This is a genomic window from Micromonospora sp. SH-82 (assembly GCF_051132485.1).
Taxonomy (GTDB): Bacteria; Actinomycetota; Actinomycetes; order Mycobacteriales; family Micromonosporaceae; genus Micromonospora.
This window is the reverse complement of sequence record NZ_CP148049.1, coordinates 866,582-883,938: the sequence shown is the minus strand read 5'-3', so window position 1 is coordinate 883,938 and position 17,357 is coordinate 866,582. Positions and strand designations below refer to the sequence as shown.

General features: G+C 70.9%; 18 protein-coding genes and 3 tRNA genes. 10 read left to right on the top strand and 11 right to left on the bottom strand.

Translation table 11 applies throughout. The features are described from left to right. The first annotated feature begins 116 nt into the window (after positions 1-116). Positions 117-821, top strand: coding sequence for a glycosyltransferase family 2 protein (locus WHN02_RS04070; RefSeq protein ID WP_434743812.1), 705 nt, complete (start codon positions 117-119; stop codon positions 819-821). 51 nt (positions 822-872) lie between these two features. On the opposite strand, the gene WHN02_RS04065 is transcribed toward WHN02_RS04070, so the two are convergent. Further along, on the bottom strand, positions 873-1,757 hold the full coding sequence (locus WHN02_RS04065; protein ID WP_434743811.1) for a transketolase family protein: 885 nt from the start codon (positions 1,755-1,757) through the stop codon (positions 873-875). Between the two features lie 137 nt (positions 1,758-1,894). Then, a complete protein-coding gene (locus WHN02_RS04060; protein WP_434742117.1) occupies positions 1,895-2,650 on the bottom strand; it encodes a transketolase in 756 nt (251 codons plus the stop codon). 46 nt (positions 2,651-2,696) lie between these two features. On the opposite strand from WHN02_RS04060, the gene soxR reads away from it, so the two are divergent. After that, positions 2,697-3,179, top strand: coding sequence for a redox-sensitive transcriptional activator SoxR (soxR, locus tag WHN02_RS04055; RefSeq protein ID WP_434742116.1), 483 nt, complete (start codon positions 2,697-2,699; stop codon positions 3,177-3,179). Here soxR and WHN02_RS04050 read toward each other — a convergent pair. Further along, positions 3,157-4,143, bottom strand: a complete 987-nt coding sequence (locus WHN02_RS04050) for an NAD(P)H-quinone oxidoreductase (protein WP_434742115.1) — start codon at positions 4,141-4,143, stop codon at positions 3,157-3,159. The genes soxR and WHN02_RS04050 overlap by 23 nt on opposite strands. Positions 4,144-4,456: 313 nt before the next feature. On the opposite strand from WHN02_RS04050, the gene WHN02_RS04045 reads away from it, so the two are divergent. Beyond that, positions 4,457-4,543 (top strand) — tRNA-Ser (locus WHN02_RS04045). An 82-nt stretch (positions 4,544-4,625) separates the two neighbouring features. Here the strand turns inward: WHN02_RS04045 and WHN02_RS04040 are convergent. Continuing rightward, entirely contained in the window at positions 4,626-5,300 is a 675-nt protein-coding gene (locus WHN02_RS04040) for a DUF6891 domain-containing protein (RefSeq protein WP_434742114.1), read from the bottom strand. A gap of 203 nt (positions 5,301-5,503) precedes the next feature. Next, positions 5,504-5,677, bottom strand: a complete 174-nt coding sequence (locus tag WHN02_RS04035; protein ID WP_434742113.1) for a hypothetical protein — start codon at positions 5,675-5,677, stop codon at positions 5,504-5,506. A gap of 115 nt (positions 5,678-5,792) precedes the next feature. Between WHN02_RS04035 and WHN02_RS04030 the strand changes: the two genes are divergently transcribed. Beyond that, positions 5,793-6,326: a YbhB/YbcL family Raf kinase inhibitor-like protein gene (locus WHN02_RS04030; protein WP_434742112.1), complete on the top strand. Its 534-nt coding sequence runs from the start codon at positions 5,793-5,795 to the stop codon at positions 6,324-6,326. 150 nt (positions 6,327-6,476) lie between these two features. On the opposite strand, the gene WHN02_RS04025 is transcribed toward WHN02_RS04030, so the two are convergent. Both WHN02_RS04025 and WHN02_RS04020 read right to left on the bottom strand, forming a co-directional pair. Next, a complete protein-coding gene (locus WHN02_RS04025; protein ID WP_434742111.1) occupies positions 6,477-7,187 on the bottom strand; it encodes a class I SAM-dependent methyltransferase in 711 nt (236 codons plus the stop codon). 310 nt (positions 7,188-7,497) lie between these two features. Next, positions 7,498-8,211 (bottom strand): IucA/IucC family C-terminal-domain containing protein, encoded by a 714-nt coding sequence (locus WHN02_RS04020; protein ID WP_434743810.1) that lies wholly within the window; start codon positions 8,209-8,211, stop codon positions 7,498-7,500. A gap of 296 nt (positions 8,212-8,507) precedes the next feature. Here WHN02_RS04020 and WHN02_RS04015 point away from each other — a divergent pair, with 296 nt between their 5' ends. Further along, positions 8,508-10,034, top strand: coding sequence for a peptide deformylase (locus WHN02_RS04015; protein ID WP_434742110.1), 1,527 nt, complete (start codon positions 8,508-8,510; stop codon positions 10,032-10,034). A gap of 141 nt (positions 10,035-10,175) precedes the next feature. Here the strand turns inward: WHN02_RS04015 and WHN02_RS04010 are convergent, their stop codons facing one another. Further along, positions 10,176-11,294: a globin domain-containing protein gene (locus WHN02_RS04010; RefSeq protein WP_434742109.1), complete on the bottom strand. Its 1,119-nt coding sequence runs from the start codon at positions 11,292-11,294 to the stop codon at positions 10,176-10,178. A 174-nt stretch (positions 11,295-11,468) separates the two neighbouring features. On the opposite strand from WHN02_RS04010, the gene WHN02_RS04005 reads away from it, so the two are divergent. After that, the gene (locus WHN02_RS04005; RefSeq protein ID WP_434742108.1) at positions 11,469-12,239 is read left to right on the top strand and encodes a CPBP family intramembrane glutamic endopeptidase; all 771 of its coding nucleotides are present in this window, start codon (positions 11,469-11,471) and stop codon (positions 12,237-12,239) included. Here the strand turns inward: WHN02_RS04005 and WHN02_RS04000 are convergent. After that, on the bottom strand, positions 12,200-12,970 hold the full coding sequence (locus WHN02_RS04000; protein ID WP_434742107.1) for a hypothetical protein: 771 nt from the start codon (positions 12,968-12,970) through the stop codon (positions 12,200-12,202). The two genes, WHN02_RS04005 and WHN02_RS04000, sit on opposite strands and share 40 nt — an antisense overlap. 630 nt (positions 12,971-13,600) lie before the next feature. Between WHN02_RS04000 and WHN02_RS03995 the strand changes: the two genes are divergently transcribed. Beyond that, positions 13,601-13,691: transfer RNA gene (locus WHN02_RS03995), tRNA-Ser, on the top strand. 35 nt (positions 13,692-13,726) lie between these two features. Next, positions 13,727-13,799, top strand: a tRNA-Arg gene (locus WHN02_RS03990). Between the two features lie 171 nt (positions 13,800-13,970). Here WHN02_RS03990 and WHN02_RS03985 read toward each other — a convergent pair. Next, positions 13,971-14,885 carry an NADP-dependent oxidoreductase gene (locus WHN02_RS03985; protein ID WP_434742106.1) on the bottom strand — a complete coding sequence of 305 codons (915 nt, stop codon included), beginning with the start codon at positions 14,883-14,885 and terminating at the stop codon, positions 13,971-13,973. Between the two features lie 99 nt (positions 14,886-14,984). Between WHN02_RS03985 and WHN02_RS03980 the strand changes: the two genes are divergently transcribed. Both WHN02_RS03980 and WHN02_RS03975 read left to right on the top strand, forming a co-directional pair. Next, positions 14,985-15,923, top strand: a complete 939-nt coding sequence (locus WHN02_RS03980; RefSeq protein ID WP_434742105.1) for an AraC family transcriptional regulator — start codon at positions 14,985-14,987, stop codon at positions 15,921-15,923. A 54-nt stretch (positions 15,924-15,977) separates the two neighbouring features. Further along, a complete protein-coding gene (locus WHN02_RS03975) occupies positions 15,978-16,343 on the top strand; it encodes a trypsin-like serine protease (protein ID WP_434743809.1) in 366 nt (121 codons plus the stop codon). On the opposite strand, the gene WHN02_RS03970 is transcribed toward WHN02_RS03975, so the two are convergent. Then, entirely contained in the window at positions 16,264-17,034 is a 771-nt protein-coding gene (locus WHN02_RS03970) for an rRNA methyltransferase (protein ID WP_434742104.1), read from the bottom strand. The genes WHN02_RS03975 and WHN02_RS03970 overlap by 80 nt on opposite strands. Positions 17,035-17,357: the final 323 nt, after the last annotated feature.

The following is a 17,357-nucleotide window of genomic DNA, read 5'->3' as shown; positions in this document are numbered from 1 at the left end:
AAGTAAACACCATCACGTTCGGGGCGCTGCGCCGACCGTTGGCGATGGCAACCGTCTCCGCCAGGGGTACCAGGCTAGGCTAGGTCGGATTTACTGTCGCCACCGTGGAGAACCTCGTGAAGCTCTCGATCCTCATGCCGGTCTACAACGAGGAGGACCGCATAGCCGACGCCCTCAAGCAGGCGTTGGCGGTGGACTACCCGTGTGAGATCGAGCTGCTGGTGGTCGACGACGGCAGCCGCGACGGCACGGGCGAGGTCCTCGGGCGGGCCGACGACTCCCGGCTCCGGGTGATCACCCACCCCCGGAACCGGGGCAAGGGCGCGGCGATCCGGACCGCCGTCGACAACGCCGACGGCGAGTACATGGTCATCCTCGACGCCGACCTGGAGTACGACCCGCAGGACATCCCGAAGCTCCTCGACCCGGTCCTCGACGGCCGGGCCGACGTCGTCTACGGCAACCGGACCTTCGGCAGCCACAGCGCCTACAGCTTCTGGTACGTGATGGGCAACAAGGGCGTCACGATGGCGGCGAACGTCCTGTTCAACTCCTACATCGGCGACCTGGAGACCTGCTTCAAGCTGATGCCGGTGGCCCTCTACCGATCCCTGGACATCAGGTCCCAGGGGTTCGGGATGGAGGCCGAGGTGACAGGCAAGCTGCTGCGTCGCCGGATCCGCCCGTTCGAGGTCCCGATCAGCTACCGGGCGCGGGGTCGCGAGGAGGGCAAGAAGATCACCTGGAAGGACGGCGTCGAGGCGATCTGGATCCTCGGCCGGGAGCGGACCCGCCGCAAGTCCGACGGCCCTCCCCGCTGACCCCACGTCACCGTGTCGCCCGCTCCGGCGCTGCCGCTGCCGGGATCCGGCTCAGGGCGTCGACAGGAAGCCGGTGACCGACCGGCGGATCCCCGTCTCGTCCAGGCCGTGCCACCGGTCGTGGTCCTCGGCCGACCCGTAGCGCCGGAGGTCCGCCCGGCCGACCCCGAGCGCCAGGAGCCGGTGCGGTCGGTCGGCGAGGGCGTCGGCGACCACCCGGCTGGACGTACCGGCCAGGTAGGGCTCGACCAGGATCACCTCGGTGCCGGCCAGCGCCCGCAGCCCCACCGTGTCGAACGGTCGAGGGCGGTGTGTCCAGGCCACCGTCACCGGCAGGTCGGCCACCGCCGCCACCGCCGCGTCCCGCAGCGGCCCCACCGCCACCAGCAGCGGCGCGCCCGCCCCGGCGTCCCGCACCACCTCCAGACTTCCGTCGCCGAACCGGGGCCGGTCGTTGGTCCGCGTCGACAACCGCAGGTACGCCGCGTCGTCCCGGGCCACCAGGGCGCGCAGCAGGCGGGGCACCTCGTCGGGGTGCCCCGGAACGTGCACCGTCCAGCCGCCGAGGGTGTCGATCAGGGCCACGTCGGCGGGTGACAGGTGGGTCCGGCCGGACTCCGGCCTGTCGTACGACGCACCGATCCCGACCAGGACCGCCCCGACCCCCTGGTGGTCGAGGTCCAGCTTGATCTGTTCGTACGCCCGCTCGACCAGGAACGGCGCGTAGCTGTGTGCCACAGGTCGCATCCCGGTCAGGGCGAGCCCTCCGGCGACCCCCAGCAGCAGCTGCTCCCGGATCCCGACGTTGATCACCCGATCGGGGTGCCGGTGTGCCGCCGAGGCGAAGGCCAGGGCGGAGATGTCGGCGAGCACCAGTGCGGTACGCGGCTGTTCCGCCAGCAGGTCGGTCATGGTCCCGACGAACGCGTCCCGCATGCTGTCGGCACCGCCCGTCGGCGTCGGCGGGCCTGTCGGCGGAACGGCAGCGGCCGTCGGTGGGGCTGTCGTCGGCGGAACGGCAGTGGTGGTCGGCGGGACGGGCGTGGTCGTCGGGGGGACTGTCGTCGGCATCGTCACTCCTCGGGGTCGACGACCGCGACGACGACGTGCGGCCGGTGCGCGGTCTGCCCGGTCAGGGCGGAGTACAGGAGGTCGTGGTCGTGGCCGTCCACCGTGTCGGCGGTCCAACCGTTGACGGTGAACCGAGAGGCGATGCCACCGGGCCACCCGTGGCTGGCCGACCCGTTGTCGATCACCACGGCGGTCAGCCCCGCCAGGCCGGTGGCTCCGGCGTACGCGATCGCCTCGTGGTTGGAGCCCTCGTCGAGTTCGGCGTCGCCGACCAGGACGTACACCCGGGGGGTGGCAAGGCCCTGGGCGCGCAGGCCGAGGGCGGTCCCGACGCCGAGCCCGAGTCCGTGGCCGAGCGAACCGGAGCCGATCTCCACCCCGGGGACCAGGACCCGGTCGGGGTGCCCGCCGAGTCGGCTGGTCGGGGAGCCCGGGTCGTCCAGCCACTCGACCGGCACGAACCCCTTCGCGGCGAGGAGGGCGTAGTAGCCCTCCACGTCGTGCCCCTTGGAGAGCAGGAACCGGTCCCGGTCCGGGTCGTCCACGGTGTCCGGGGTGATCCGCAGGATCCGGTCGTAGAGCACCCAGAGGACGTCGAGGGTGGAGAAGACGTTCGGGTCGAGCGCCCCCCGGGCAGCGAGCCGGTCCACCGTCGGGACGAGGGCTCGGGGCAGGTTCCGGGCGGCCGGGCCGGTCCGGGATCGACCGGGGTCGGCTCTGTCCGGAGCCGGTTCGATACTGGCGGTAACGGTGTCCATGCGCCTAGCCTGCAAGATGAAGTTCACTTCAACTCAAGGCGAGCGGATGAACGAATCCCTGACGATCGGTCAACTCTCCGACCGCAGCGGGGTGGCACCCTCGGCGCTGCGCTACTACGAGCGGATCGGCCTGATCAGCGCCGCCCGTACCGGCGGCAACCAACGCCGGTACGCCCGATCGGAGCTGCGTCGGGTGGCGTTCATCCGGATCTCCCAGCAGATCGGGGTCTCCCTGGAGGAGATCAAGGCGGCGCTGGACTCCCTCCCGGCGGGGCGTACCCCCAGCCCGGACGACTGGGCCGCGCTCTCCACCGCCTGGCGGGACCGGCTCACCGAGAAGATCGAACTGATCACCCGGCTCCGCGACAAGCTCCACGGCTGCATCGGCTGCGGTTGCCTGTCGTTGCAGCTCTGCACCCTCTACAACCCCTCCGACGACCTCGCCGCCGAAGGCCCCGGCGCCCGCCTGATGCTGCCCCGCCCACCCGGAGAGGAGACGGCTGCGGTCACCCCGCCGGATCGACGGTGAGCAGGACCTTGCCCAGGTGGTCACTCGCCTCGACCAGCCGGTGCGCCTGCGCCGCGTCCGCCATCGGAACCCGCCGGTCCACCACCGGCCGGATCCGCCCCGCCTCGACCAGCGGCCACACCTCGCCCCGGACCCCCGCGACGATGGCGGCCTTCTCCGACACCGGCCGGGACCGCAGGGCGGTGGCGGTCACCGAGGCGCGCTTGGCCAGCAGCGCCCCCAGATCCAGTTCGCCCCTCCGACCACCCTGCATGCCGATCACCACCAGCCGACCCCCGGTGGCCAGCGCCGACACGTTCCGGCCCAGGTAGGCCGCGCCCATGATGTCCAGGATCACGTCCGCGCCCCGCCCCCCGGTGACCCGGCGTACCTCCTCGACGAAGTCCTGCTCCCGGTAGTCGACGAGGTGCGCGGCCCCCAACTCCCGCAGCCGGTCGTGCTTGGCCGACCGGGCGGTCGCCACCACCGTCGCCCCGAGGGCGGCCCCCAACTGGATCGCGAAGGTGCCGATCCCGCTGCCACCCCCGTGCACCAGCAGGGTCTCCCCCTCCGCCAACCCGGCCACCTGGACCACGTTCGACCAGACGGTGCAGGCCACCTCCGGCAGGGCCGCCGCGTCGACCGGGTCGACCCCCGCCGGAACCGGCAGGAGCTGCCCGGCCGGAACGACCACCCGCTCGGCGTACCCGCCACCGGCCAGCAGGGCACAGACCTCCTGCCCGACCGCCCACCCGGTCACCTCCGGCCCGACCTTGGCCACCACCCCGGAACACTCCAACCCGGGGTACGCCGACGCGCCCGGCGGGGGCGGATAGTGCCCCTGCCGTTGCAGCAGGTCGGCCCGGTTGACAGCGCTGGCCCGAACGGACACGAGCACCTCACCGGGGCCGGGCTCCGGGTCGGGGACCTCCGCCCAGACGAGTGCCTCGGGGCCACCGGGTTCCGGGATCGTGACAGCACGCATCCCCCAGTCTTACCCGCTCCACCCCACCCCCTCACCCACCGCCCCTCACACCCCCACCCCTCGCACCGAGCGGGGGTTTTCATGATTGTTTGCGGTTCAGCGACCTTTTCCCCGGCGTGTCGGGCTGCTCAACTGCAAACGATCACGGCGGGCCTGCCTCGGCGGGCTGCTCAGCCGCAAACGACGATGGTCGGCCCGCCTCGGCGGTGCAGGGGCGGTCCGCCGGCGTGTGGCCGGAGTCGGGTACGGGGATGGCACCCGTGCGGGCTTCTGGCACACTGGTCGGCGGTCGCGCCCTACGGGGCGCGGGCCGGGAGGGTTCGCCTAGAGGCCGATGGCGCTGGTCTTGAAAACCGGTAAGGCAGCGATGTCTTCGTGGGTTCGAATCCCACACCCTCCGCCCACACTGGATCTCCTCAGAAGCAGGTCAGCCCCGGTCTCCGGACCGGGGCTGACTCATGGTGGGGAGCTCATGGGGGGAGTCAGACCAATGGCGCGTACCACTGGGCTCCGGTCACCCGGACCCGCCTGTTCTGCTGGCGGTTCCACTCCACCCGCATCCCGTTCCTGGTGAGCACCGGGAACACGAGGTCGTCGAGTAGCCGTTCCAGGTCGGCCTGGTAGCGGGCCTGCTGTTCGGATTCGGGGAGGGCACCGTAGGCGGCCTCGTCGAAGTCGGCCGGGGCGAATGCACCGTAGCCGAGGTAGACCTCGCCGTCCTCGCTCGTGAGCAGCGCTTCGGTGTCCTGCTGGTGGAACCAGACGTATCCGTGCCAGTGTCGGGAGTCGTCGCGCTCGTCGTGGATCTCGGTGGCCGCGCAGGTGCCGCAGCAGGTGAAGTCCGCCCTGGCCACCACGCCGAGTTCGGTGAGTTCGGCGAAGGCCCGGTCGAGGTTGCCCCGGATCTCGCCCCACTGCTGTTGCTGCTCCCGGCGGGCTGCCAGTGCCTTCCCGTACGCCGCACGCAGGTCGTCGTCGGTGGCACCGTGGCGGTACTCGTCCCCGTCGAGGTGGTCGACGAACTCGTCGGGGTCGTCCTCGCCGCGTACCACCCAGTCCCAGATCTCGTCCTCGATCTGGGTACGGCCCGGCTCGGCGATCCGCTCGTCCAGGACCCTGAGCCCCTCGGGGCGGTCGTTGTAGATCCACTCAGTCACGGCGCCGATCCTCACACGACCCTGTGACACCCCGACCTCAGCCTCTGCGGCGCAGGGCTGCTGCGGGCGCTCTCCGTCCGGCTCGCCCGACTCGACCACCGGGTCCCCGAGAGCCAGGACCTGGACATCCCCTCTGCACCGGATATTGACCCGACCCGCCGGCGGACTAGTGATCGCCGTACGCCCGGGGTGGACCGCCGCCGTCAGGCCGGCCAGGCGACCCTGTCGGTCGGCGGCAGCTCCTTGTCGGTCAGCACCTCGTGCAGCGCGATCTCCAGCCGCGCCAGCCCCGGCCGGGACCGTGGGAAGCGTCGCGCGGAGACCAGGAGGATTCCGGCGTGCGGCATCTGGGTGGCGAGTCGGGCAAAAGTCGACAATCGGGTGACGAGGTCGAACAGGGCGGGGTCGGACGGGCGACTGTCGGGACCAGTGGCGCTCGACGGGGTATGAAGGTGCGCAGACAACATCCGCACACCGGAAGGATCCGTTTCGATGAGCCTGGAACGACCGATCGCCCCGGACCCGTACGAGCTGCTGCCGATCGTCCCGAGCTTCGAGCTGACCAGCGCGGACGTCCGCAACGGCGAGCCGCTGGACGGGTCGTACGCACACGGCAGCGCCGGGGGTGACAACGTCTCGCCGCAGCTGGCCTGGTCCGGGTTCCCCGACGAGACGAAGAGTTTCGTGGTCACCTGCTTCGACCCGGACGCCCCGACCGGGAGTGGTTTCTGGCACTGGGTGCTGGTGAACCTGCCGGCCTCGGTGACCGAGCTGCCGCGCGGGGTCGACGAGGCCGGGCTGGGTGGGGCGTTCAGTGTGCGCAACGACTACGGGGACTCCGGGTACGGCGGTGCCTCCCCGCCGCCCGGGGACCGGCCGCACCGGTACGTCTTCGCCGTGCACGCGGTGGACGTGGAGAAGCTGGACCTCGGGCCGGACGCCTCGTGTGCGTACGTCGGGTTCAACCTGGCCTTCCACACCCTGGCCCGAGCGGTGATCCGCCCGACGTTCCAGGTCAAGGAGTAGGCCGGGCGCGGTCGGTGACCGCGCCACGCGTGGTTGTGGTGGCCTGCGCCGAATGGTCGAGGCCACCACAACCTGTGCGCGGCCCACGGGAGCGTGGGCGCGGGCGACAGGCGGGGTGGTCGGTGTGGTGGGTCGAGCGAAGAGGCGCGCTCAGCCGGGGACGCGGGCCACCGCGAAGACGGACTGGCCGAACGGGGGGCGGACGACCTGTTCGGCGCCCTTGGTGGCGGGCAGGACCAGGGTGTCGTAGACCTTCACCATCGGGCCCTCCTTCGGCATCAGCCGGAAGACCTTGGTGGCCATGAAGTAGCCGATCAGGCCGAGGGCGTTGGCGTAGTGGATCCGCTCGACCCGCAGGCCCGCCTGGGTCATCGCCGCGCCCAGGGTCTTCTTGGTGTAGCGCCGGACGTGTCCGGTGGCGACGTCGGCCGGGCTCATCGCGAACATGAACGCCGGAACGATGATGATCACGGCCCCGCCGGGTCGGACCAGGTCCTTCATGCTGCTCAGTGCGCCGACGTGGTCCTCGATGTGCTCCAGGACGTTGTACGACACCGCGGCGCTGTATCCGCCGTCCTCGGAGTGCGGCAGCAGCATCTGCCGTACCTCGATGTTGGGGTGGTCGGCGAGCCGGTCCTTCAGGGAGACCAGCCGGTCGGGGTCGGCCTCGGTGGCCGTGAACCGGGGGACGTGCGGCGCCCACTCCAGGGCGTAGTCGCCGAGGCCACTGCCGATCTCGATGGGATCGTCGCCCAGGTACGGCAGGGCCAGCTCGACGAACCATCTGCGGTGGTTGACCGCTGTGGCCAAGCCTTCGAGCACCTCTGACTGGATGCGCTGATCCCCAGTGATATCTGCCATCGTCGTCGATTCCTCACGGTATGACTAGACCCGCGCCTGAACCGACAGAGTGAATCACCCGCCCAGAACGTGCCGGAACCGGGGGACCAGGATGGCCGAATCGTGGGTCGGGGGGCGGCGCGAGATCGGCGGTCAGCGAACCCCGCACATATTACGCCAGTGCCTCGAACCCCGCACGGCGCCCGGAGCGCTAACTACCCTATGAATTGTCATGACTACTCATTAAATAGGATGAAATGCCGCTTTCGGGAACGGGGGTGACCGGGGTTGACCAGGTGTTCTATCTCGCACCGGCGATGAGGAGCGGCGGTCAGGAGCGGACGCAGCAACCCTGGCAGACCTTCGGCCTCGGCAGGGTGAACGCCAGGCAGCAGGTGCGGCGTTGCACGGTGGGCCGGCCGGAGGCGTCGGGCACCACCTCGACGAGGTCGGCCAGGTCGAGGGCGTCCAGCAGGGTGTCGACGCTGCGGGTCGTGGGTCCGGGTAGCGCGTCGGCGGCCTGGAGCAGCGCGTGGGCCGCGCTGGAGGCGACCGATCCGAGCAGGGTACGGGTGCCGACCCGGGCCTCCCGCTGGAAGGCGGTGATCATCGGGTGGAAGTGGGCGTCCAGGAGGGTGGAGCGCAGGACGGCCAGGAGTTCGGACTCGTCGGCGACCACCCGGGTCCCGGGGAGCCCGGCCAGCGGGTCGGTGGGCAGCACCGCGACGGGGATCGAGGCGCGCAGGCCCAGCGTGACCAGTGGGCGGGGGTCGGCGAAGGTGATCAGCACGTCGGCCGGGTCGAGCAGCGGGACCCGCCGGGCGGCGGCCCAGCCGAGGATCGCGGGCAGCGCCGCGTAGTAGCTGTACGACTTCCACGCCAGCGCGGCGCAGGCGTGCGGGGTGCCGCCCCAGCGGCGGGCCGCCTCGGCCAGCACCCGTGGCAGGTGGGTCCCGTCGATCAGGGTGGTGGCCGGTTCCCAGCCGAACTCGTCGGTCACCAGCAGGCCGGGGGTGAGCCCGGGCAGGTCGTCGGTGCCGAACATGGCGCGCAGGGTGGCGGTGACCGGGGTCAGCGCCTCGCCGACGGTGAGTTGTAGGTGGTCCGCCCCCGGCTTCGGCAGTACCGACGTCACTGGAATCACCCCTTTCGTCACCGTTTGGCCGTCTCAGCTAAGGCAAGCCTAACCAACCTGTCGAACGAGCGGAAGGGTTTGCCGAGAGTCGGTGCTCACGATCGAGGTAACCGGGGGATGTCAAGGCAAAAGTCGAGAAGACGTCACTTTCTTCGGTCGACGGACACCGAACGTGAGACTTGTACTACCCAGCCCTGAGGAAGCTGATGACGACATCCCCGCTCGACCGGGCCGCCGACTCCTTCGCGGCCGAGCTCGCCCGACACCGCACCGGGCGGGGGCTGTCCAAGAAACAGCTCGCCACCATGATGGGGTTCGACCCGTCGTACGTCAGCCACGTCGAGGGACGCCGACACCGGCCGACCGAGGACTTCGCCCGCCGGGCCGAGGCCGTCCTCGAAGCCAGCGGCGCCATCTGGCAGCGATACCGCGAGTACGACGACCTCCGACACGCCCGGTCCCTCCCCGCCCACCGGGAACCGCCCCAACCCGGCCAGTGGATGCCACCCGGGACCGGCCTCATCGTCGAACGCGAACACGCCACCCTCACCCACACCGGTGACGACTACCACTGCGTCATCCGGCGGGAGCTGTACAACGCCGGAACCGAACCGGTCACCCGCTACCTCGCCCGGGTCGCCGTCGACCGCTACCCCAACGATCCGGGCCGCTCCAACCTGCACCACCGGGAACACCCCCTCACCTTCGCCGAACTGCAACTGAACGCCCTGCGCGACGACGCCGGCGAACAGGAGCCGATGCACTGGCGGGCCAAACACGACAGGGACGCCTTCAAGGAGATCTGGCTGCTCTTCGAGAACGCCGACAGGCGTTTCCCGCTCTACCCGGGTCACCGGGCCACCATCGAGTACTCGTACCGGGTGGGCCGGGACAAGTGGGGCACCTGGTTCCAGCGGGCCGTACGCCTGCCCACCCGGCACCTGGCCGTCCGCCTGGACCTCCCCGCCGACCTCGACCCGCAGGTGTGGGGGGCGGAGACGTCGCTCTCCTCCGAGGAGGGACCACTGCGTACCCCCGTCGCCCGACAGAACGTCGACGGGCGGGCGGTCTTCGACTGGAAGACCGAGGACCCGCCGCTCAACGCGCGCTACCGGATGCAGTGGCGGTTCCGGGCCCAGCCCGGCACCGAGTCGGAGCACCCCGACACCCCCACCCGGGTACGCGCCAGCGACCGGATGCGGGAGTTCGGCATCGTCCAACGCGGCGCCGACCTGCTACGACAGCCCAGCCACCAGTTCGACCTGCCCCGACAGGAGTCCGCCGCCCGGGAGATCGTCGACCGGCTGAACACCGCCCTGGCCCGGCTCGACGAACTGCACCCGTTCCGCAAGGGGGTCGGCATCGCGGCCCCGCAGCTCGGCATCGACTGGGCGGCGGCCGTGGTCCGCCCCCCGGACCGCACCGCCGACCCGGTCGTCCTGCTCAACCCCCGGGTCGTCGACGCCGCCCCCGACACCGACGAACAGTACGAAGGCTGCCTCTCCTTCTTCGACCACCGGGGACTGGTGCCCCGGCCGCTGCGGCTCGACGTCGAACACTCCCGCTGGGACGGGAGCCGGATCATCACCTCGTTCGAGTTCGGCATGGCCCGCCTGGTGGCGCACGAGGTCGACCACCTGGAAGGGCGGCTCTACGTCGACCGGATGACCCCCGGGGTGCCCCTGGTCCCGGTCGAGGAGTACCGGGAGACCGGCCAACCCTGGCGGTACTGACCCCTGAACCAGGCGCGGCCCAGGTCGCGTGCCGACAGGCGACACCGAGCCGGGTCGCGTGCCGACAGGCGGGACGGGGGCCGGGTCGCGTGCCCCAGGGGGCAGGGGCACGCGACCCGGCACGGGGGGAGGAAAGAACAGCTACAGGTTCCCGAACGTGTCGTACCTGATGTGGGCCGGCGGGACCTCGTCCTCCGCGAGCGCCCGCAGGGTGGCCCGGACCATCCGGGCCGAACCGGAGACGTAACAGTCGTGGTCGGTCCACGGCCCGAACCGGGACAGCACGTCCGAGACCAACCCCTGCTCACCGTCGAAGTCGGTCCCCTCGCTGCACGCCGGGGTCACCGACAACCACTGATGCTCGGCGACCAGCTTCTGCAACCCCGGTAGGGCGTAGAGATCCTCGGGGCGGCGAGCGCCGTAGAAGACGTGCACCCAGCGGGTCCGGTTGTGCGCTGCCAACTCCTCGACCAGCGCCTTCACCGGTGCCACCCCGACCCCGCCGGCCACCGCCACGATGTCCCGCGTGGACGCGCCGTCCACTGTCATCGAACCCATCGGGGCGGCGATCCGGAGCAGGTCACCCGGCTTGGTCCGGCGGACCAACGCCCCCGACACCCAGCCCGCCCCGGTCGGCGTACGCACGTGGAACTCCAGGACGTTCTCCTCGTTCGGCGCGTTCGCCACCGAGTACGTCCGCCACACCCGGGGCAGATGCCGGGGCACCTCGACACTGACGTACTGGCCCGCCTTCCAGGGCAGCGGGAACTGCAACGCCCGGCAGGTCAGGACGGCCGTGTCCGGGCCGATCCGCTCGTGGGTCAACACCTCGGCGTGCCAGAACGGCGGATTCGGGTCCCCCTCCGCCCCGGCCGTCATCTTCGCCGAGATCGCCGCGTACGCGTCCCGCCAGGCCTGGTCGAACTCCAGGTTCCAGTCGTCCCCGGCGGTGGTCCGCAGAGCGTCGAGCAGGGCGACGCCCATCGTCGCGTAGTGCGCCGCGTCGACGTGGTACTTGCGGTGGTCCCGACCGAGTGCGCGCAGGTACTCGTCGAAGGACTCCGGATCGTCGACGGTCTGACTGGCGGTGATCACCGCGTCCAGGAGCCGGTCACCCTGCCCGGACATCTCCGCCGGGAACAGCTTGCGCAGTTCGGGGTCGAGGAGGAAGAGCCGAGCGTAGAAGTAACCACTCAGGCGGTCCCGGTCGGGCTCGACCAGGATCCAACTCTCCTTCAGCAGCCGCGCGAAGTGCTCCACTGGCACGCTCCCTCGGGTGACCGGCGTTCGGGCTCACCAAGGATGCGTACGGAGCGTGTGCGTGGGTCGCACAGAATGTGCGACCGGCTCACAGAGTGATCCCGTCCCGCCCTCCCGACCTGGTCGTCGGCCCCGGACGGCACCGCAGACCACGTCGTACGGCACAGTGGTGCGGTGACGGTCGACCTCACCCGCCAGCTGTCCCGCCGGACCCTCGGCACCGAGACCGTGCTGATCCTCGGGCTCACCCTCGGCCAGTCGGCCGTCTACGCGGTGGTCTCCATCATCGCCAAGCTGACCGCCGAGGGAGGGCTGTCCCAGCAGACCGCAGCCCTGAACACCACCGCGTCACCCCGGCCCTACCTGGACCTGACGTACCAACTGCTCGGGATCGCGTTCGCGCTGCTGCCGGTCCTGTTCGCCGTGCACCTGGTGAACCGGGACCCCGGCGACGCCCTGCGGACCCTCGGCCTGGACGCCCGCCGACCCGGATCGGACCTGGTCCGGGGGGCCGGGCTGGCGGCGCTGATCGGCCTCCCCGGACTGGTGCTGTTCTGGGCGGCCGCGCAGCTCGGCCTCAACGCCACACTGGTCCCGGCGGCGCTGCGGGACTACTGGTGGGCGGTCCCGGTGCTGATCCTCGCCGCAGTGAAGAACGCGGTCCTGGAAGAGGTGATCGTGGTCGGCTACCTGGTCACCCGGCTGCGGCAGCTCCGGTGGCGGTTCTGGACGATCATCGCCACCAGCGCTGTCCTGCGCGGTTCCTACCACCTCTACCAGGGTTTCGGGGCCTTCGTCGGCAACGTGGTGATGGGGGTGGTGTTCACCTACTTCTTCATGCGTACCCGGCGGGTGATGCCACTGGTCGTCGCGCACACCCTCATCGACATCGTGGCCTTCGTCGGCTACGCCCTGCTCCCCCGGGAGTGGTTCGACTGGCTCTGACCAGCCGGTCGGTACTGGGCGAGAGCGCGGGCGGCCACCCGGTCCGTCGCGGCGTACCCTCCGGCTGCCGCCGCAAGCGCCGACGCCCCCGGCAGGAGGCGTGCCGCGAGGCGGACCGGTAGCCGACCACCGCCGACCAGCGGCTCCACCAGCCGCCACACCGACGCCACCACCGGCGACCAGGCGACGACCCCCGTCCCGGACACCCCGCTCTCCTCCCCCGTCGCCTCCGCAGCGGCCTCCAGTGCCGTCCGTGCGGCGACCGGGTCCGGGTGGATCCCGGTCGAGACCAGCAGCTCGACCGCCCGGTCCGGGTGCCCGGGATCCCGGCCGTACGCCGCCGCCAGGTGCAGGACCAGCTCCGCCTGCGCCCAGAGCACCGCCGCCGACTCCACCACCGGTGCGATCAGGCCGGTCGCCGTCGCCGCCGCACCACCCACTCCCGCCCGCCGACCGAACCGTCGTACGGCCAGCCGCGCCAGACCCGCCGCGTCAGCCTCCGGATACCGGGCCCGCAGACCGTCCGCCCAGGTCCCGGCGCGCGGCCCCAGCACCTCGACCGCCGCCAGGGCGAGCAGCTCCGGGGCGTACTCCGGCCTGTCGAGCACCGTCGCGGCGACCTCCCGGAAACCCCCTCCACCGGTACGCCCACCCGGCGTCTCTCCCCGGTCCTCGACCTCGACCGGACGGCCCTGGACCGTCTCCGGGGCGGGCGGGGTGACGACCGGCACCCCGGCACCAGCGGTCCGCGCAGGTGCCTTGGTGGCCTCTGCCGCTGACTTGGTGGTCTTCGCCGCTGCTTTCGTGGTCTTCGCCGCTGCCTTCGTGACCTTTGGTGCTGCTTTCGTAGCCTTTGTCGGCGTCGCGGCGGGCGCCTTCGTGGCCTTGGCGGTCGTCTTGGCCGGCTTCGGAGCCTTCGCGGTGGCCGGCTCCCCGTGGTCGAGGGCGGCATCGGACGCCGCCGCCCGAGGCGCCGGTCGGCGTCGGGGCACCACAGGTGTGTCGACAGTCTCAGGAGGCTGGAAAAGCACCTTCGGAGCGCTCTTCACCCGCCGGGTCGACGCCCGTGGCGGCTCGACATGCTCGGATTCCCCCTCGCGCGGCGGCGGGACCGGGTCGGGCTCCGGCGGGCGGCTCCCGGACGCCTCCGCACGGGGGCGACGGGTCGGACGGCGGGGCGGGACGCTCGGCGGCTGCTCCTCCATACCCGTGCAGAGTAGCCTTGATCAGGCCGTTCCACCGGTCGTGGCGCTCCCGGCGACCGGTGTCGGCCGAACCCGGGGCGACGGGGTGGGATAGTCGTTTTGCTCCGGGTGGGTGGGGGCCTGTATCCTCAGGCCCGGTGGTCTGCAGGCCACCGAGGAGACTTCGCCTAGTCTGGTCTATGGCGCCGCACTGCTAATGCGGTTGGGGTCTTAAAGCCCCTCCCGGGTTCGAATCCCGGAGTCTCCGCGCGAAAGCCGGTGTGTAAACTGGCCGAGCAGCGAGCGCCCGTAGCTCAATGGATAGAGCATCTGACTACGGATCAGAAGGTTAGGGGTTCGAGTCCCTTCGGGCGCACATCAGAATCAAGGCCGTGACCCGGTGTAACGCCGGGTCGCGGCCTTGATCAGTTCCTGGCATGTGCCGTGCTCTTCCACCACGTGACACCTGGTGCTCTGAGAACCGGGTGGCGGCCCCCGACACCTGACCCAGCCCTGCGAGGCCTCGGCTGCCGCTGAGCCGCGTACTTCACGGAACAAGGATCGTCTTGCCGCGGATGCGGTCGGACTCGGCGTCGCGGTGCACCGCGGCCAGGTCCGCGAGTGGACGCGACGCGGCGATGTCGACTCGAACGGCGGCGGCGTCGACGAGCTCGACCAGGGCGGCGAGGTCGCCGGTGTCGTTGCGGGCCACAAAGCGTATTGCCGTCACCGGCGACCCGGCGGGCACCCCCAGCGCAACGGTGGCGGAGACGACGACGCCACCTGACCGCACCAGCGATGTCAGCGTCGCAGCCTGCTGCGCACTGACCACGACGAAGTTGAGGATCACATCGACCGGGCCGTCGAGCGCGTCAGCGAGGGGTTCGGCCGTGTAATCGATGATCCGGTCGGCTCCGAGGTGGCGGACCGCCTCGGTGCTGCGTGGGCCAGCCGTTGCGACGACGTGGGCCCCGGCATGCTTGGCGAGCTGGACCGCGAACCCGCCGACGCCACCGCCCGCGCCGTTGACCAGGACCCGCTGCCCGGACGTGACACCCGCGTGCTCGAACACCGCCTGCCAGGCGGTGACACCGGCGATGGGGATGGCGGCGGCGTGCGGAAGCGGAATGGCGGTGGGCGCCGCCACTACGGTGTCGGCTGCGGCAGTGACGTACTCGGCCGCGGCGCCACCGGTGTCGAGCCGGCCGATGACCCGGTCACCGACGGCGAGTGTGTGCACGCCGTCGCCGACCTCGACGATCGTGCCGGCGACGTCCCCGCCGAGGGTGTACGGCAGATCCAGCGGGGAGACGGAGCGCAGCAGCCCGCGGCGCAGCCCGATGTCGGACGGATTGAACGAGGTCGCGGCGACCTGGATCAGCACGTCACCACGGCCCGGTACCGGGCGCGGCACGTCTTCCTCGCGGATGACCGAGGCATCACCGTACTGGTGGATTCGCATAGCTCTCACGATTCGAACTTATGGCGGTACCCGAAGACGGACCATGCTCAGTAGTCCTCGATTCATTCTTGTGCGTCTCCACGGTGATACTCGGACCGTATGGACGTACTCAGTGACGTGATCACGGTCTTGCGCATCGGTCAGCCGCGCTCCGCGCGGGTCGCCTGGCATGCCCCGTGGGCGCAGCAGTTCGTGTCCGTACCCGGCTCCGCCGGCTTCCAGATAGTCCTGGAGGGACCGTGCTGGCTCATCGCTCCCGACACCGGCCCGGTGCCACTCGCGGCCGGGGACATCGTGTTCCGGCCGCACGGTCGCGGGCACCTGCTGGCCGACAGCCCATCGACCCCACCTGGCGCGCCGGCCTGCGACCCGGACGACCCGCAGCTCCAGCGTTACGCCACCGACGTCGTCGGCGCCTCCGCCGACACCGGCGTTCCCGCCACGGTCATCCTGTGCGGTGCCTATCGACTTGATCCGGCCCGTGCCCATCCGCTGCTCAACGATCTGCCCGAGCTCATCCATCTTCCCGCGCACCTCGGGCGACACCCCGAACTACGCGCCACTGTCAGTCTGCTCGCCACCGAACTGGAACATCGCCGTCTCGGCACCGACGCCGTCGTTCCGGCGTTGCTCGACATCCTGCTGATGCACATCCTGCGTGCCTGGCTCGACCGGAACCCCACACCGGAGACCGCAGCCACCGGCTGGGCGGCGGCGCTCAACGATCCGGTCACCACGGCCGCCCTGCAGGCCATCCACCGCGATCCGGCGCGGCCGTGGACCGTTGCGACGCTCGCCGCTGAAGCGGGCCTGTCCCGAGCGCCGTTCGCTCGCCGTTTCGCCACTCTTCTCGGGCAACCACCACTGACCTATCTGACGTGGTGGCGGATGACCACCGCCGCCCGACTTCTCCGCCAATCCGACACGTCGGTGAGCGCCATCGCGGGAAGAGTCGGCTACACCTCCGAGTTCGCCTTCGCCAATGCCTTCAAACGCCAGTACGGAATCGCCCCCGGCAGATACCGTCGTAGCAGTTGACCAGTGACAGCACTCATCCTGCGGCTCGCCACCGTGTCCCGGCAGCTGCAGTCGATGACCGTCACCGGCTGGGGCACGAAGAAGGCAGGCGGCCCCCAGGAACGCTTCCTCGACAAGGTGGAGCTGCCGTTCCTGCCGGACGAGCAGTGCTTCGACGATCCCTGGTGGGACGAGCACCCCGAGTATCCGAGGTCGACGATCTGCGCGAAGTCGGTGGACCAGAAAAGCCACGGCCCCGGCGACTCCGGTGGAGCGGCCCTGCGCCGGCTGCCCAGGGACGGCTGGGAACAGGTCGGCATCGTGACCGGGCCGCTCCCGAGGCCCTCAAGGTCGAGTGGTGTCACCGTTCGAGGGTGCCGGCCACCGCGGGTCGAAGGTCCTTCAGCCGAACGAGTGCTGTCGCCCGCGTTCCGATCTTGAACCGGGCCGTGGTCTGGACACCTTCTGGCAGCCCGACGCGGCGACCTCGGGTCGTCAACGCGATCAGGGTGTCGGGGGGAAGCGCCGACGCGAGCGTTCCCAGCAGTCCGGGGATGCTGTCCTCCTGGTGCGGACCCAGCCATGAGGTCTGTTCGCCGTACGGGATGTCGGTCAACACGAGATCCGGCGGCGACATGTCGGTCAACAGGTCGGTCACCTGCTGTCGGTCGAGGGCGTCGGCCTGTCCGACGACATGGGGGAGGTCTGCGCCGCTCCGGGACAGCAGTTCCTGCAGGCGCCGTGCGGCTTCGGCGGATTGGGCGTAGGAGGGTCGGCCGAACCGGCGGGCCATGTCCTCCAGCTCGGCCCGCCGCTTCCTCATGCCCTCGGCGGTCAGGAGGGCGAGGTTGGCTCGTGCGAGCCGGAGCGGGCCGTCGGCGATGTCCGAGGCGACGAGTCCCGCGATCCTGTCCCGATGGAGCAGGCCCAGCACGGTCAGCAGGTACCCGCTGCCGCAGCAGGGGTCCCACACGGTCAGAGACCGGGGTCGTCCCAGGGCGTGCCATGCGCGGAGGAACACCTCCGAGGCGAGGCGGACGGGAAACCCCGGATGGCCCGGTGCCGAACGCAGCACCGCCCCGCCGGCCAGGTCGGAGTAGTCGAGTCGCTCCGTCACGAACCGATAGGTCATCGCACCCCCGAGTCGGCAACCACTGTCCGCACCACGCACGCCGGACCGCGCACCCCGCACCACGAACTACGCACCCCAGCACCTCCGCACCCCGCGCCGCGCATCTCGACGTCGACGTCGGTCGCTCGCGTCCGGTGTCCATCATGGACCAGATCGGTCCCCGTCGACACCACATTCAACCGGGGGGCGGAGCGTTCCGATGCGGTCGGCGAGTTCGCGCACCACAGCGGCGCGTCCTCGCGCGTGGCCCACGGTGCGGTCCGGGACCTACCCGCCCGCACATGTGCCGTCGATCGACGACACGACTTCAGGGGTGGAACTCC